This window comes from Shewanella sp. POL2 (assembly GCF_000282755.1).
Classification (GTDB): Bacteria; Pseudomonadota; Gammaproteobacteria; order Enterobacterales; family Shewanellaceae; genus Shewanella; species Shewanella xiamenensis.
In genome coordinates, this window is sequence record NZ_AKZL01000103.1 from 1 (window position 1) to 14,832 (window position 14,832).

Below are 14,832 nucleotides of genomic sequence, written 5' to 3' on the forward strand. Positions count from 1 at the left end.
TTTTTTTATGGAGTTAATAAAGCGAAGGTTACTTCACTTCTTTACCTTGAGCTTGCAAGTCTGCATGGTAGCTTGAACGCACTAATGGACCACAAGCTGCATGGGTAAAGCCTAGCTCATCGGCAAGGGCTTTAAGCTCATCAAACTCGGCTGGTGAGACGTAACGCTCAACTGGCAGGTGGAACTTAGACGGTTGCAGATATTGGCCTAAGGTTAACATTTCAACCTTGTGCTCACGTAAATCACGCAGCACTTGGGCGATTTCTTCGTTGGTTTCGCCTAGCCCCATCATCAGTCCCGATTTTGTCGGCACATTGGGATGACGCTCTTTAAAGCGCTTCAGTAGGTCGAGTGACCATTGATAGTTCGCACCCGGACGCGCTTTGCGGTAATGCATAGGCGCAGTTTCGAGGTTGTGGTTGAACACATCAGGCGGCTCGGTCGACAGAATGTCGAGGGCGGCGTCGATACGGCCACGGAAATCGGGCACTAAGATCTCAATCTTAATCTCGGGATTGAGCTTACGGATCTCACGGATACAGTCGGCAAAGTGCTGGGCACCGCCATCACGCAAATCATCGCGGTCAACCGAGGTGATTACCACGTATTTTAGCTTCATATCACGGATGGTTTGCGCCAATTTAACAGGCTCTTCCGCATCGGGCTTGAGTGGACGACCATGGGCCACGTCGCAGAATGGGCAGCGGCGAGTACAAATTGCGCCCAAAATCATAAAGGTCGCAGTGCCGTGGTTAAAACATTCTGCCAAGTTAGGACAAGAAGCTTCTTCACAGACCGAGTGCAGGCCGTTAGCGCGTAACGCTTGCTTAATATCGAGAATGCGTTGGTTAGATGCGGGCAGTTTAACCCTTAACCAATCGGGTTTGCGTAACATGGTTTCGCGCTCAGAGGGCACGATTTTAACCGGAATACGTGAGACTTTATCGGCATCTCTTAATTTGACTCCGGGTTGTAAACGTTCAGGCCTATTCATGACGCTGCTAATCCTTGATGATGAACTAGATGTTGGTAGCCCAGTAGTTGGCTAAAGGTAATAATGAGTTGCTCGCCTGCTTCAATCACGGTTTGTGGGCCGCCAAGTTCTTTACATTGCACCATCTCAAGCCCTGCATAACCACAGGGATTAATGCGTCGAAATGGTGCCAAATCCATATCCACATTCAGTGCTAAGCCATGGAATGAACAGCCTTTACGGATCCTTAGACCTAAAGAGGCAATTTTGCGCTCATCCACATACACCCCCGGTGCATCGGCCTTGGCGTAGGCAGTGATAGCGTACTTTGCAAGCATATCGATAATGCTTTGCTCGATATGGGTAACAAGCTGGCGGACACCCACTTTACTGCGTTTAATATCGAGGAGAGGGTAGACAACTAATTGCCCTGGTCCGTGGTAAGTGACTTGGCCGCCACGATCCACTTGGATCACGGGAATATCGCCCGGATTCAAAATATGTTCGCTTTTACCGGCTTGGCCTTGGGTAAATACGGGTGGATGTTCAACGATCCACAGTTCGTCTGGACTGTCGCTGTTGCGAGTGTCGGTGTAATGCTGCATTGCATGCCACACAGACTCATAATCCTGCTGTCCCAGATGCCGAATATGCAAAGTGGTGTCTTGCAAGGGCAACCTCTCCCCTATAATTGAGTGGCGCTATTATACGCCTCTTGGCCATAAATGTAAGATAGATCACATTTTATAGCCTTGAGGAATACTTATAGTACGCGGCGAACGCCTTCGATACCGGCAAGCTCAGTGTACAGTATTTCGATATGATCTTTGCTGGTCACAGTGACACGGATAGTGACTGAATAGTAGCTCCCTTTGCTCGAGGCTTTAACTGTTGGTGAATAATCACCTGGAGCGTGTTTTTGCACTACCGCAACCACTCTATCCGTTAAGGTTTCGTGGGCATCGCCAACCACTTTGAATGGGAAGGCGCAGGGAAACTCCATGAGTTCATCAAATTTTGTGTTTAACATAGTCGTGCTCAATAACCATTTTAATAGGAACTATATGGTGGCGATTATACCCGATTCAAGGGTGATACTCCCCCAAAAACAACAAAGCCACCCGAAGGTGGCTGAGTTTTGTGAGTCGGATTAGCTAAACCAACCAGAAAACAGTTGCTTAAAGTAATCAACTAATTTGCTGAACCAGCTGCCTTCGTTGACTTCTTGTAAGGTGACTAGCGGGAATTGCGCAATATCTTTGCCATCTAACTGGAAGTATAAGCGACCCACTGTTTCACCTTTTTTCAGTGGTGCGTCCAGTGGCTTAGTCAGTTCGAAGTTGGCTTTTAAGTCTTTTGCACGGCCACGGCTGACGGTAACTGGTGCATCTGTAGCGACACCTAAATCGACGGTACTCTTATCACCGTACCAAATTTTTTGCGTCACGAAGCTGTCGCCGGCCTTGTAAGGGGTCACTGTTTCGAAGAAGCGGAAACCATAGGTCAGTAGTTTTTTACTTTCGGCTTTACGAGCGGCTTCACTTTGAGTGCCTAATACCACTGAAATCAAACGCATGCCGTCCTTAGTTGCAGAAGCGACTAAGTTATAACCCGCTCCAGAAGTGTGGCCGGTTTTGATACCATCCACATTCATGCTGTTATCCCACAGCAGACCATTACGGTTATATTGTTTGATACCGTTGAAGGTATAGTATTTTTCGCTGTAGACACGGTATTCTTCTGGCACGTCACGAATGAGTGCTGCACCTAAAAGTGCCATATCATAGGCCGTCGTTTTATGGTTCTCTGAATCTAGGCCATGGGAGTTTTCAAAGTAGCTATCACGCATACCAAGCTGCTTTGCCCACGAGTTCATCATGTCAACAAAGGCGCCTTCAGTACCCGCAATATGTTCGGCCATCGCGACACAAGCATCGTTACCGGATTGAATGATGATGCCGCGGTTTAAGTCAGAAACTTTTACGGTTTTACCCACTTCGATAAACATTTTCGATGAGTCAGAGAAGTTCTTCGACCAAGCATTTTTACTGATGGTGACATCATCATCGGGAGATACGTTACCGGCTTTAATTTCCTGACCAATCACATAGCTGGTCATCATCTTCGTTAAGCTGGCGGGGTTTAAACTCTCGTATGCATTTTCTTCGGCAATGATTTGGCCTGAATTATAATCCATCAAGATGTAAGCCTTGGCGGCCACGGTTGGTGCATCAGGGGTAACAATCGGCTGCGCAGCATAAACAGGAAGAGAAACACTCGAAATTAGCAGCAATGTCTTAATGGGACTTTTTACAAAATTCATCATTAACTTAGCACGTCTTTTTGGTTGTATTGAAAGAAAAGGCAAAATAGTTTCGCGAGTATACCACCCTTCGACAAAGGTTTTCAGTGAAGGTTCCTTCATCTGCGGTATTTTTAAGCTAAATTGACTCCATAATGTGAGTGTTCACTATTCCAAAACCATATAGCCTTCGGGATAGCCATCTTGTTTCACTTTAATGAGTAATCGGTCGGCAAGCTCCGTTTGACCAATCGGACCGAGCTGTAGTCTAAACATATTGTTTGCCGGTTGTACACGAGTCTTGACCTGATATTTCTTCTCCAGATCCTTCGCTATTTTATGGAGTCGCTGTTTATCCTTCGAAGCCACTAACTGTATATAGTGGTTTCCTGAGGATTGAATATTGGCTATTGCCGATTGGGTTGCGGTTTTATTGCCAATATAGATGACATCCAGTTTTATGCGTGCCGTGCCTGTGCCTAGCATACCAAGCTTATAGGCGGCGGCATAGGATAAGTCTAAAATCCGGTCAGAGTGGAACGGGCCGCGATCATTAATGCGAATAATCACCTGCTTATTGTTATCTAAGTTAGTGACGCGAGCGTAGCTTGGTAGGGGTAGGGTCTTATGGGCACCAGACATGCCGAACATATCGTAGGGTTCACCATTGGATGTCTCATAACCGTGGAATTTTTCGCCGTACCATGAGGCGCGACCCATTTCGGAAAAGCCTTCCCCCGAGTCTAATACCGTATAGGACTCACCATAAACCGTATAGGGTTTGTTACCGCGGCGGCTATAGGGTTCATATTTTGGGGTCGCATTCGGTACATGATCTACATTGGGTGGATTAAGGGGCATCTTATCGTTTTTAAGCGCGTAGCGGCCCTTATTGGGATCCATATTCTTATTCTTCACGCTGGCTGAGCCAGAGTTAGAACTCGAGCAGGCCGCGAGCGCAAAACAGCAGCCGAGCATCAAAAGCGATAAAAGATTATTTTTTAGCGTCATGTTGTTGCTTCAGTTGTTGGCTAAATTGATAAACAGCCATGGAATACAAGGGGCTACGGTTATAACGGGTGATTACATAAAAGTTATTGAGCCCTAACCAGTAATCTTTACTTCCCACTTGTTCTAGCTCGATAAGCATGGCTTTTTGCGAGGCATCTAAATCGCGGGCGTTGGCTAGCGATAAGCTCGGGGAGAGAATATCAGAGACCTTGTATTGTAACTTCTCGCCTGCCCACACTTTGGCTTTAGGTGCATTGGCACTGCTATTCACTAAGGGTAAAGCAACGGGGGCATGCAATTGCCAGCCATGTTCATGGAAGTAATTGGCAACACTGCCAATGGCGTCCTCTGGGCTCTGGAGTATATCACGGTTGCCGCTGCCATCAAAATCCACAGCATAGTGGCGGTAACTTGAAGGAATAAACTGACCAAAGCCCATGGCGCCAGCGTATGAGCCTTTGAGGCTATTGATATCTAAGTGTTCTTCTTTTACCAGCCTCATCAACTCACCAAATTCCTTGCGGAAGAAGGTGGCTCTTGGCTCGTAATAAAATCCTAAGGTATAGAGTGCGTCGATAACTGGATAATTACCCGTGTACTGGCCATAGAAAGTTTCGATACCAATAATAGCCACAATAATTTGTGGTTCGACTTGGTACTTAGTGGCGGCTTTGGCAATCGTCGCCTCGTGTTTTTTCCAGAAGGCCAGACCCGCGTTGAGGCGTTTTTCGGTTAAGAAAATCGGATAATACTGATGCCAAGGTTTAGCTTCCCAAGGACGCGAAATCGCATCGATAACCGCTTGGTTGTAGTTGGCTTTGGCCAAGAAATTTTCGACTTCGGCTTGGGTAAAGCCTTGTGCCATTTGGGTTTTGATAAACTCAGCCTTTAAGGCCTCAGGTAATACTGGTGCCTCGGTTAATACCGGTGTGGGAGCCTGTGTGGTCACGGCGGCACTTGGCTGTGTTGTCGCGGACTCGTTAGCGGTTGAACAGCCAATAAGGTATGAACTGAGGCAAAGCATTGCCAGTGGAGCCAAACAAGCTCGAAGAATAGGCATTAAGAAGTCCCTAAAAATTATCTATCTACAAAACGTCTATGGGTATGAATGCTCATAAGAATGCCAAACCCTGTCATTAATGTCAGCATCGATGTGCCACCATAACTGACAAGGGGTAAAGGTACACCCACCACAGGCAGGATACCTGAAACCATACCAATATTCACAAAAACATAAACGAAGAAAGTCAATGTGATACTGCCGGCAAGGAGTCTGGCAAAGCTGGTTTGCGCCCGAGAGGCAATGACTAAGCCGCGTCCGATGATGTAGAGATACATCAGGAGCAGGATAATGCTACCTATCAGACCAAATTCTTCACCGATCACCGCAAAGATAAAGTCGGTGTGACGTTCGGGGATAAATTCTAATTGGGATTGAGTGCCATCGAGCCAACCTTTACCCCAGAGGCCACCTGAGCCAATAGCAATTTTCGATTGGATAATGTGGTAACCCGCACCGAGGGGATCTTGTTCTGGATCGAGTAGGGTCAAGACGCGGGTTCTTTGGTAATCGTGCATTAGGAAGTACCAGAGAATAGGCAAAAATGCCAACACGGCGGCAATAAAACCGCCCACAATCACCCAGCTCATACCCGATAAAAACAGTACGAAAATACCTGATGCCGCAACTAAAATAGAAGTGCCGAGATCGGGTTGTTTAGCAATTAATAATGTGGGGATCAGCAGAATGACACCAGCGCCCGCTAGATAGCGTTTTTTGGGCGGTAGTGGGAATTTACTGATATACCAAGCCATAGTAATGGGGAAGGCGAGCTTAATCAGTTCAGATGGTTGAAACTCCATAAAGCCTAAGTTCAACCAGCGTTGTGCCCCTTTGTTAATCTCCCCAAAAAAATGCACTCCAAGCAGTAACACAATGCCTGCAAGGTAAATGGGTAATGCCCAGCGTTTTAGCGCCTCAGGATTAATTTGCGCCATGGTAAACATGATGCCCAGGGATAAAAACATCCTAAACAGTTGGCGTTCCATCATGCCAAGATCTTCACCACTGGCGGAATAGATAACAAATAGGCCAAAGCCCATTACAGCCAATAGGCCGAGCAACAGGGGCAGGTCGATATGTAATCGTTGCCAGATATTTTGACGTTGATGGGCACTCATGGCGTTGGTTTCCAAGTGTCTCTGAGCATATATTCATCGAGCATAGCGCGAGCGACGGGGCCAGCGTTTGCGCCACCCCAGCCGGCGTTTTCCATTACCACAGCCAGCACGATCTTCGGATCTTCAAAGGGCGCGTAGGCCACGACGAGGGCATTATCGCGGAAATGCTCGGCAATCTTATTAGCATCGTATTTCGTGTTTTCGGCCACGCCAATCACCTGCGCCGTACCGGTTTTCATCGCCGCGGTATAGCTTGCGTCGGTGAAGCGAGACTTATGGGCGGTTTGGCGCATGGCTTCGTTAATGATATTCCAGTTGCGCGGATTTTTAAGCTCAATCGGTGGTAACTCGTTAATCGGCGAGTCAATTTTGGCCGTATTATCTTTAATCGATCTTAATAAGTGCGGCGGAAAACGGCGACCCTTATTGGCGAGAATAGCGGTAGCATTGGCCAGTTGTAACGGAGTTGCGGTCCAGTAACCTTGGCCGATACCGACAGAAATCGTGTCACCAATGTACCAAGCTTGGTTGTATTTTAAGCGCTTCCATTCCTTAGACGGCATATTGCCCGCCGACTCTTCGAAAATATCGACACCGGTATTTTGTCCAAAGCCGAATTGCTCCATAAAACGGGCGATAGGATCGACACCGATTTTATAAGCCAATTCATAGAAGTAGGTATCGCAGGATTCGACGATGGCGCTGTAGACGTTCACCCAGCCATGGCCCCAACGTTTCCAGTCGCGGTATTTACGCTCTACGCCGGGGATTTGCCAAAAGCCAGGATCCCAAATGCGAGTGTGTTCGGTGACGGCTTTTTCATCCAATCCCAGCAGGGCGATAATGGGTTTTACCGTCGAAGCCGGCGCATATTGACCTTGGGTCGCGCGGTTAATCAGTGGGCGAGATTTATCGTTTAATAAATCACTGTAATCTTTGCTGTTAATCCCTTGAACGAACTGGTTGGGGTCGTAACTAGGGCTTGAGACTAGGGCTAAGATGCCGCCGTCCCTCGGATCGATAGCAACAATCGAGCCACGGTGACCTTGGAGTAATTCCACCGCCTTTTGCTGTAATTGCAAATCTAGGGTCAAGTAAATATCTTGCCCCGGCTCCGGCGGCACGATTTTAAGGGTGCGGATAGTTCGGCCGCGGTTGTTCACTTCTTCTTCGAGGTGACCCGGCGTGCCGTGTAGCAGAGATTCATAAAACTTTTCAATGCCTTGCTTACCAATATCCTTGGTGGCGGCATAGTTCTTCCATTGATCGTTACGCTCCAATTGAGCACGATCTCGAGTGTTGATTTTACCTACATAGCCCAGCACATGGGTGAGCTGGCTCGCATAGGGGTAGTTACGTTTTAAACCCGCCTCAACGGAGATCCCAGGAAAGCGATGTTGGTTAACGCTAAAAATGGCGACCTGTTCTTCGGTCAACTGATTTTTAAGGGTTAAGGGCTTAAAGCGGCGGTGAAACTTTAGCGCTTCGGTAAAGGTTTCACGCTCATCTGGAGTGATTTCGATTAACTTGCCTAATTCGTCCAAGGTCTCGGACATATTGGCAATTTTCTCCGGCACTAAGTCGAGAGAATAAAAGGGTTGGTTCTCGGCGAGTAACACGCCGTTTCTGTCGTAAATCAAGCCACGGCTTGGGGCGATAGGCACGACACGAATGCGGTTGTCATTAGAGCGCGTTTCGTAATCTTTATAGGATTCAACCTGAAGATGATAAAGATTGGTCACCAACACACTAAGGAGGGCGACAACACAAATAAAAGTGAACAGCGCACGACGCTTAAACAGTGACGCCTCGGCGGCGTGGTCGTGCATGGTTATCCGCTTTTTTGGCGACACTTAGGCTATCTCCAGCTGATCCCATCCGGGTGGTTGACACTCGTTAACATCAAGATCCCGCTATTCTCTGTGATAAGGGTGATTGGTGTTCACGCTCCACGCGCGGTATAAGCTTTCGGCAACCACAATCCGCACCAGAGGATGGGGCAGGGTCAATGCCGATAGGCACCAACTCTGATGGGCAGCTTCCTTACAGGCGGGCGCTAAGCCTTCGGGGCCGCCAACCAGTAAGCTCACATCACGACCATCGAGTTGCCATTTGTTCATGGCGGTCGCCAATTCTGGCGTAGTCCAGTTTTTGCCGGGAAGATCTAAGGTGACAATGTGATTGCCCTTAGGGATTGCCGCTAACATTTGCTCGCCTTCCTTTTGCAGGATACGAACGATATCAGCGTTTTTTCCGCGCTTGCCGGCAGGGATTTCGATAAGTTCCAGCGCCATATCTCGGGGGAAGCGGCGTTGGTACTCTTCAAAGCCGCGGGTGACCCAATCGGGCATCCGTGTCCCTACTGCGATAAGTTGCAACTTCATTAGGCTTGCTTTTCTGACCAGAGCTTTTCAAGCTGGTAGAAATCGCGGGTTTGGTCTTGCATAACATGCAGGATCACGTTACCCATATCCACCAATACCCATTCGCTGCTGTCGCGGCCTTCGATACCGATTGGTGGAATGCCTGCGGCTTTCGCTTCGAGCACGAGGTTTTCGGCGATCGCTTTCACGTGAGTTTTAGATGTACCTGAACAAATCACCATATAGTCGGTGATGTTAGATTGGTTGCTGACATCGATAACCACGACGTCACGGGCTTTTAAATCGTCGATTTTGTCGACAACAAACTGCTTTAATTCGGCGCTCTGCACGCTGATGTACCTCATTCATTTTAAATAGCGCGCTAGTATATCAGTCTTAAGCGGGGGAATACATTCTCTTAGCGATCTTCGCGGCTGAGTTTGTACTCTTAGCGCTTGATTTTCGGCCTAAGAAAAATAAAGCCGTTGTTTTTGAATGTAATTTAGAGTGACGGGCAGCAGAGCATCCTGTGGAATTTCCCCCATTGCCAGCTGTGAGCGAATTTGGGTGGACGAAATATCCTGTGGGCTGATATCGACGGTAAAGATGCGCCCATGTTGCGGCGCGCTTGAGTGACTTAAGGCTTCAAGCGTTGCGTGACGTGTAATGAGCTCATGTTGCATTGGGTGCTCTTCGGCTAAATGCCAGCCCGGGCGCTGACATACCACAATATTGGCTAATTCAAACAGTTGCTGCCATTTGTGCCAGCTTCGCAGGTGAATAAATGAATCCATCCCCATGATAAAAAACAGTTCGTCATCGGGATAAAGCCGACTTAACTGCTTAAGGGTGACAACTGTATAGGATGGGCTGTCACGTTTAGCTTCGATATCACAAAGCTCGAAACCTGTTAATGCCTCACATACCTGCGCGACCATTTCGAGCCGCTGCGCCGTGCTCGAGTGGGTGGTGTTTTTATGCGGCGGAATATGGTTGGGCATCAGCAGGATGTTATCCAGCTTGAGGCTGGCTTTGACTTCCATCGCGGGGCGAATATGGCCGTAATGTATGGGGTCGAAGGTGCCGCCTAAAATACCGATACGCATTCAGTCAGTGCCTTAATCTAAGCTGATATGGGCCAAATGGCTGTGGGCCTTGGGATCGAATAATAAGCACAGGTGGCTAAGCCCTGTCCAATCTTCATGGCCTAATTGCTTTAGGTTCAGCTCCAGCTTAGACGCGAAGGCAAGCATATGTTCGATTTGGAGGAGGCTTAAGCGCTGCAACGCAGTTTGGTACAAGGGTTTGCGTTTATCCCAAATTCGATGTTTGCCAAACAGGCTATTTAAGGGCGCGCCTTGGGCTTGTTCACTCTTGAGGCTAAGCAGTAACTGCAGCTCTTTAAATAAGGCCCAGAGTAAAATCGGCATGGCCGTGCCTTCACCGTTGAGCTGGGCCAGCATATGCTGAGCACTGTCTTGGCGATTATTCAGCAGTGCATCGGTGAGCTGAAACACGGTAAAGCGGGATTGATCTTCAAAGTAATGGCTTAATTCGTCGGCGCCGATGGGCTGGCTTGGGCTTAACAGTTGCAGCAACTGCATGGCCTGATCGGCGGCGAGTAAATTCCCTTCGTAGAGTGTGTACAGCATAGCGCGCGCATCGGGCTGTAAATTCAGCTTAAAGTGTGCGATACGTGAGTCGAGCCAACGTCTAAATTGGTCGCCCTCTGGCGTAGTGCAGGGCAAATAAATCCCTAAACTATCCAAGGTTTTGAACCACTTGCTATTGGTTTGCTCGCTGGCGAGTTTTGGGCCTTCGAGGATCAGCAGCACATCAGGATTTGGCGTTTGCAGCAACGCTTGTAGTGCCGCCGAACCATCTGCACCGGGTTTTGCGTTGGGCAGAGTTAGCTCAATGATGCGTCGACTAGAAAACAGGCTCATGGATTGCCATTCTTGGGTCAAGTCACCCCAGTTAAAACCCGTTTCTTGAATTAACTGAACGCGCTCTTCAAACCCTTGGCGTTTGGCTGCTTGGCGGATCTGATCCTTGGAGGTTTCGAGCAACCAAGGATCATCACCAAAAATCAGGTAGCAAGCGTGAAGCGGATTAAGATGGCGGGAGAGTTGATCAGGATAAACACGCATTTAAATCACTCTCCACATTTTATTGCAGTTCCACATTAATTTGGACCCTGCATTAATTCACCTCTGTGCTGGCCATGGATTGCAGGATCCGGTCGGCCGCCTGGATACGCATTTCTTTGACTAACAGTTCCATCTCACGGCTTTTCGCCAGTGCGGTGCGAGGGTCGTCTAAGTAATCGCGGCGAATTTCAATCTTGAAAGGCTGCGCCTCTTTGCCCGGCAAGGCCACGGCAAATTCGACGAAATAGATAAGCTCATACTCAGCCACATTGCCCGTAGGGTAAAGTGACAGGGTAGAACGCTCTAAGGAGTCGGTGATGAGCCTTAACACTGGCACATCATTGGCAGCATCGACAATCTTGACGTTGTTCAAACGTAACCGCTCACGCACCAAACGGGTGAGTTCGCTGTATTCGTCCGAGCTGCTCAAACTGAGTTGATTGAGCTGCTCGGGGATTTGGTAGCTACGTTGAAGCTTAAAACCGCAACCTGCGCTGGTCATAATGACCAGCGCCATGATTGCGAAAGCTAAGCGTTTAATTAGCATAAGTTTTCGCGGTTTCCTGTTTGTCTTGTGGACAGCATCCGTTTATCACAACAACGATGTTAGTTGGCAACGATGCTGAGCAGTTTACCGGGTACATAGATAACTTTACGAACCGTAACACCATCTAAGTACTTGATGACTTGCTCGTCGGCCATACCCAGCGCTTCAACAGACGCTTGGTCAGCATCGGCAGCGACAGTGATCTTAGCGCGCACTTTACCGTTCACTTGTACCACGATGAGCTTGCTGTCTTCTACCAGAGCTGATTCATCGACAACAGGCCATTGGCTGTCTTCGATGCTGTTGGTGTTGCCCAGTTCGTTCCACAGGGTAAAGCTCACGTGTGGGATGATTGGGTACAGTAAACGCACTACCGCAGTTAAGGCTTCGCCGATAATGGCTCTGTCTTGACCTGTGGTTTGCGGCGCTTTTTGCAGGTGGTTCATCAGTTCCATCACGGCGGCAACCGCAGTGTTGAACATCTGACGACGGCCGATATCATCGGTCACCTTAGCGATGGTCTTGTGCACTTCACGGCGCAGCGCTTTTTGCTCGCTTGTTAATTTGCTAACGTCTAAGGCTTCGCTATTGTCCTGAGCCACATAATCGCTGGCCAGTTTCCACAGACGTTTGATAAAGCGGTGTGCGCCTTCAACGCCTGACTCTTGCCATTCCAGCGTTAATTCTGGTGGTGATGCGAACATCATAAACAGACGCACAGTGTCGGCACCGTATTTCTCTACCATCACCTGTGGGTCGATACCGTTGTTTTTCGACTTAGACATCTTACACATACCGGTGTAAACCAGTTCGTTACCGTCTTTATCGATGGCTTTGGTGACTCGGCCTTTATCGTCTTTTTCTGTGGTCACTACATCCAGCGGAGACACCCATACACGGGCACCTTTGTCGTTGGTGTAGTAGAAGGCATCGGCTAAAACCATGCCCTGAGTCAGCAATTGTTTCGCTGGCTCGTTAGAGTTAACCAGACCCGCATCACGCAGCAACTTGTGGAAGAAGCGGAAGTATAACAAGTGCATACAAGCGTGTTCGATACCACCAATATACTGATCCACTGGTAACCAGTAGTTAGCCTTGGTTGGATCTAACATTTGGTCTGCTTGTGGGCTGCAGTAACGGGCGTAATACCAAGAAGATTCCATAAAGGTATCGAAGGTATCGGTTTCGCGCAGCGCATCTTGGCCGTTAACTTGGGTTTTCGCCCATTCTTTATCGGCCTTGATTGGGCTTTGAATACCGTCCATCACCACATCTTCTGGCAGAATAACTGGCAGTTGATCTTCAGGCGTTGGGATAACAGTGCCGTCGGCTAAGGTCACCATAGGAATAGGTGCGCCCCAGTAACGCTGGCGTGATACACCCCAGTCACGCAGACGGTAGTTCACTTGGCGTTTACCTTTACCTTCAGCCACTAACTTGTCGGCGATGGCATTGAAGGCGCCGTCAAAGTCTAAACCGTCGAACTCACCAGAGTTAAACAGTACGCCTTTTTCGGTGTAAGCCGCTTCGCTGATGTCTAACTCGCCGTCAACAGGTTTGATAACCGCTTCGATTGGGAGATGGTACTTTTTCGCAAATTCGTAATCGCGTTGGTCGTGGCCTGGAACTGACATCACAGCGCCGGTGCCATAGTTCATTAGTACGAAGTTAGCCGCCCAAATGGGTACTTGCTTGCCAGTGATGGGGTGAATCGCGTATAGACCTGTCGCGACGCCACGTTTTTCCATGGTGGCTAAATCGGCTTCTGACGTAGTGCTGTTTTTGCACTCATCGATAAAGGCAGCCAGCTCAGGGTTAGTTTGAGCGGCTAATTCTGCTAATGGGTGACCCGCAGCAATCGCTACATAGGTGACACCCATCAGGGTATCGGGGCGGGTTGTGTAGATGTCGAATGACTTGTCACTACCCGCTACACCAAAGGTCATTTCCACGCCTTCGCTGCGACCAATCCAGTTGCGCTGCATGGTCTTAACTTGCTCAGGCCAACCGTCTAAGGTGTCGATATCGTTTAACAGTTCTTCGGCGTAGGCGGTGATCTTAATGAACCACTGTGGAATTTCTTTTTGTTCTACAGGGGTATCACAGCGCCAGCAGCAACCGTCTTGCACCTGCTCGTTTGCTAGTACGGTTTCATCGTTAGGGCACCAGTTTACAGAAGCTGTCTTCTTGTAAACTAAGCCTTTTTCGTACAGTTTAGTGAAGAACCATTGTTCCCAACGGTAATATTCTGGGGTACAAGTGGCGATTTCACGGCTCCAGTCATAGCCAAAACCCAGCAATTTTAGCTGGTTTTTCATGTACTCAATATTTTGATAAGTCCATGGTGCTGGTGCCGTTTTGTTGTTGATTGCGGCGTTTTCTGCAGGCAAACCGAAAGAGTCCCAACCGATAGGTTGTAGCACGTTTTTGCCTTGAAGACGCTGGAAGCGGGCAACCACATCGCCTATGGTATAGTTGCGAACGTGTCCCATGTGGAGTCGACCTGAAGGGTACGGAAACATCGAAAGGCAATAAAACTTTTCTTTGTTTGCATCTTCAGTAACTTCAAAGGTTTTGTTGTCGTGCCAGTGCTTTTGCACTAAGGCTTCAATTTCTGAGGGATTATATTGCTCTTGCATCACGCTATTTCCGGCAGTGCCGCCTATTTATTTGATCTAACGCCATATCGACGCGAATAAGATCTGCATAGAATAAACTAGAAGCGATGCATTAAAAAGGTTCTATGAAGGAGTATTGGTTATGAATGATAGAAGTAGTGCGCTACTAGGACTGTATCAAGCCTTAATTAACGAAGTGAAAGCGCAATTTGCGGAAGATAACTCGCTGACTGCAAAGAATTTATTTAAGTCTGTCACTCAAGGGAAGGAGTTCTTACGCCTCAAAGAACAAGCGGGGGAAGATGAGCTCGCGTTAGTTGAGCAATTCTTAAAGCGTGATATCGCCAGCTTTTTGCGTGAGCAAAATGCCGACAGCTTAAGCCACAGCCCAACGGTGATCACCCTAGAAAACACCCTTTGGCATTGGTTAAGTGAAATCACCGACCGCAGCCAAGTGGAATGGCATGAACTGGCTCAAGACTTTAAACACCACGGCTATTACCAGAGTGGCGATATTGTTAGCCAAGGGGTGATGGTGTGCACTAACTGCGGCCATGAAATGAGTATTGAGTTTCCGGGCGTGATCCCCGATTGCCCAGAGTGTGACCATGAAGAGTTTACTCGTGAGGCGTTAACGCCTTAGCCTTGTGGATGCGCCAGAAATAAAAAACGACGCTTAGCGTCGTT

General features: G+C 48.3%; 15 protein-coding genes. 1 reads left to right on the forward strand and 14 read right to left on the reverse strand.

Translation table 11 applies throughout. The annotated features are described in order from the left end of the window. Positions 1-28 precede the first annotated feature (28 nt). The 14 genes from lipA to leuS form a co-directional block, all read right to left on the reverse strand. Positions 29-994, reverse strand: coding sequence for a lipoyl synthase (gene lipA / locus SHEWPOL2_RS19225; RefSeq protein WP_023268311.1), 966 nt, complete (start codon positions 992-994; stop codon positions 29-31). Next, the gene (lipB, locus tag SHEWPOL2_RS19230; RefSeq protein WP_037430802.1) at positions 991-1,644 is read right to left on the reverse strand and encodes a lipoyl(octanoyl) transferase LipB; all 654 of its coding nucleotides are present in this window, start codon (positions 1,642-1,644) and stop codon (positions 991-993) included. Before lipB ends, lipA begins: the two co-directional genes overlap by 4 nt. Positions 1,645-1,736: 92 nt before the next feature. Continuing rightward, positions 1,737-2,003 carry a DUF493 family protein YbeD gene (gene ybeD / locus SHEWPOL2_RS19235; protein WP_037415150.1) on the reverse strand — a complete coding sequence of 89 codons (267 nt, stop codon included), beginning with the start codon at positions 2,001-2,003 and terminating at the stop codon, positions 1,737-1,739. 120 nt (positions 2,004-2,123) lie between these two features. Then, entirely contained in the window at positions 2,124-3,299 is a 1,176-nt protein-coding gene (locus SHEWPOL2_RS19240; RefSeq protein ID WP_037430803.1) for a serine hydrolase, read from the reverse strand. Between the two features lie 144 nt (positions 3,300-3,443). Further along, the gene (locus SHEWPOL2_RS19245; RefSeq protein ID WP_037415153.1) at positions 3,444-4,286 is read right to left on the reverse strand and encodes a septal ring lytic transglycosylase RlpA family protein; all 843 of its coding nucleotides are present in this window, start codon (positions 4,284-4,286) and stop codon (positions 3,444-3,446) included. Beyond that, positions 4,270-5,346, reverse strand: a complete 1,077-nt coding sequence (gene mltB, locus SHEWPOL2_RS19250; protein WP_037430786.1) for a lytic murein transglycosylase B — start codon at positions 5,344-5,346, stop codon at positions 4,270-4,272. Before mltB ends, SHEWPOL2_RS19245 begins: the two co-directional genes overlap by 17 nt. 17 nt (positions 5,347-5,363) lie before the next feature. Next, positions 5,364-6,467 (reverse strand): rod shape-determining protein RodA, encoded by a 1,104-nt coding sequence (gene rodA, locus SHEWPOL2_RS19255; protein WP_037415160.1) that lies wholly within the window; start codon positions 6,465-6,467, stop codon positions 5,364-5,366. Beyond that, positions 6,464-8,320 (reverse strand): penicillin-binding protein 2, encoded by a 1,857-nt coding sequence (mrdA, locus tag SHEWPOL2_RS19260; protein ID WP_037430788.1) that lies wholly within the window; start codon positions 8,318-8,320, stop codon positions 6,464-6,466. Before mrdA ends, rodA begins: the two co-directional genes overlap by 4 nt. Positions 8,321-8,380: 60 nt before the next feature. Beyond that, entirely contained in the window at positions 8,381-8,851 is a 471-nt protein-coding gene (gene rlmH, locus SHEWPOL2_RS19265) for a 23S rRNA (pseudouridine(1915)-N(3))-methyltransferase RlmH (protein ID WP_011621784.1), read from the reverse strand. Further along, positions 8,851-9,180, reverse strand: a complete 330-nt coding sequence (gene rsfS / locus SHEWPOL2_RS19270; RefSeq protein ID WP_037430791.1) for a ribosome silencing factor — start codon at positions 9,178-9,180, stop codon at positions 8,851-8,853. Before rsfS ends, rlmH begins: the two co-directional genes overlap by 1 nt. A gap of 117 nt (positions 9,181-9,297) precedes the next feature. Further along, on the reverse strand, positions 9,298-9,936 hold the full coding sequence (gene nadD, locus SHEWPOL2_RS19275; RefSeq protein WP_037430794.1) for a nicotinate-nucleotide adenylyltransferase: 639 nt from the start codon (positions 9,934-9,936) through the stop codon (positions 9,298-9,300). A 12-nt stretch (positions 9,937-9,948) separates the two neighbouring features. Continuing rightward, positions 9,949-10,980, reverse strand: coding sequence for a DNA polymerase III subunit delta (holA, locus tag SHEWPOL2_RS19280; RefSeq protein ID WP_037430797.1), 1,032 nt, complete (start codon positions 10,978-10,980; stop codon positions 9,949-9,951). Between the two features lie 52 nt (positions 10,981-11,032). Then, entirely contained in the window at positions 11,033-11,527 is a 495-nt protein-coding gene (gene lptE / locus SHEWPOL2_RS19285; protein ID WP_011621788.1) for an LPS assembly lipoprotein LptE, read from the reverse strand. A gap of 59 nt (positions 11,528-11,586) precedes the next feature. Continuing rightward, the gene (leuS, locus tag SHEWPOL2_RS19290) at positions 11,587-14,166 is read right to left on the reverse strand and encodes a leucine--tRNA ligase (RefSeq protein ID WP_037430800.1); all 2,580 of its coding nucleotides are present in this window, start codon (positions 14,164-14,166) and stop codon (positions 11,587-11,589) included. Between the two features lie 121 nt (positions 14,167-14,287). Between leuS and SHEWPOL2_RS19295 the strand changes: the two genes are divergently transcribed. Next, complete coding sequence (locus SHEWPOL2_RS19295) at positions 14,288-14,788, forward strand: zinc ribbon-containing protein (protein ID WP_023268299.1); 501 nt, start codon at positions 14,288-14,290, stop codon at positions 14,786-14,788. The last annotated feature ends 44 nt before the right edge of the window (positions 14,789-14,832 follow it).

What these genes read in the sequence shown, in the direction of transcription:
- lipA (WP_023268311.1), bottom strand. Translation starts at nt 994, where the DNA reads ATGAATAGGCCTGAACGTTTACAACCCGGAGTCAAATTAAGAGATGCC.
- ybeD (WP_037415150.1), bottom strand. Translation starts at nt 2,003, where the DNA reads ATGTTAAACACAAAATTTGATGAACTCATGGAGTTTCCCTGCGCCTTC.
- SHEWPOL2_RS19240 (WP_037430803.1), bottom strand. Translation starts at nt 3,299, where the DNA reads ATGATGAATTTTGTAAAAAGTCCCATTAAGACATTGCTGCTAATTTCG.
- SHEWPOL2_RS19245 (WP_037415153.1), bottom strand. Translation starts at nt 4,286, where the DNA reads ATGACGCTAAAAAATAATCTTTTATCGCTTTTGATGCTCGGCTGCTGT.
- mltB (WP_037430786.1), bottom strand. Translation starts at nt 5,346, where the DNA reads ATGCCTATTCTTCGAGCTTGTTTGGCTCCACTGGCAATGCTTTGCCTC.
- rodA (WP_037415160.1), bottom strand. Translation starts at nt 6,467, where the DNA reads ATGAGTGCCCATCAACGTCAAAATATCTGGCAACGATTACATATCGAC.
- rlmH (WP_011621784.1), bottom strand. Translation starts at nt 8,851, where the DNA reads ATGAAGTTGCAACTTATCGCAGTAGGGACACGGATGCCCGATTGGGTC.
- nadD (WP_037430794.1), bottom strand. Translation starts at nt 9,936, where the DNA reads ATGCGTATCGGTATTTTAGGCGGCACCTTCGACCCCATACATTACGGC.
- holA (WP_037430797.1), bottom strand. Translation starts at nt 10,980, where the DNA reads ATGCGTGTTTATCCTGATCAACTCTCCCGCCATCTTAATCCGCTTCAC.
- lptE (WP_011621788.1), bottom strand. Translation starts at nt 11,527, where the DNA reads ATGCTAATTAAACGCTTAGCTTTCGCAATCATGGCGCTGGTCATTATG.
- leuS (WP_037430800.1), bottom strand. Translation starts at nt 14,166, where the DNA reads ATGCAAGAGCAATATAATCCCTCAGAAATTGAAGCCTTAGTGCAAAAG.
- SHEWPOL2_RS19295 (WP_023268299.1), top strand. Translation starts at nt 14,288, where the DNA reads ATGAATGATAGAAGTAGTGCGCTACTAGGACTGTATCAAGCCTTAATT.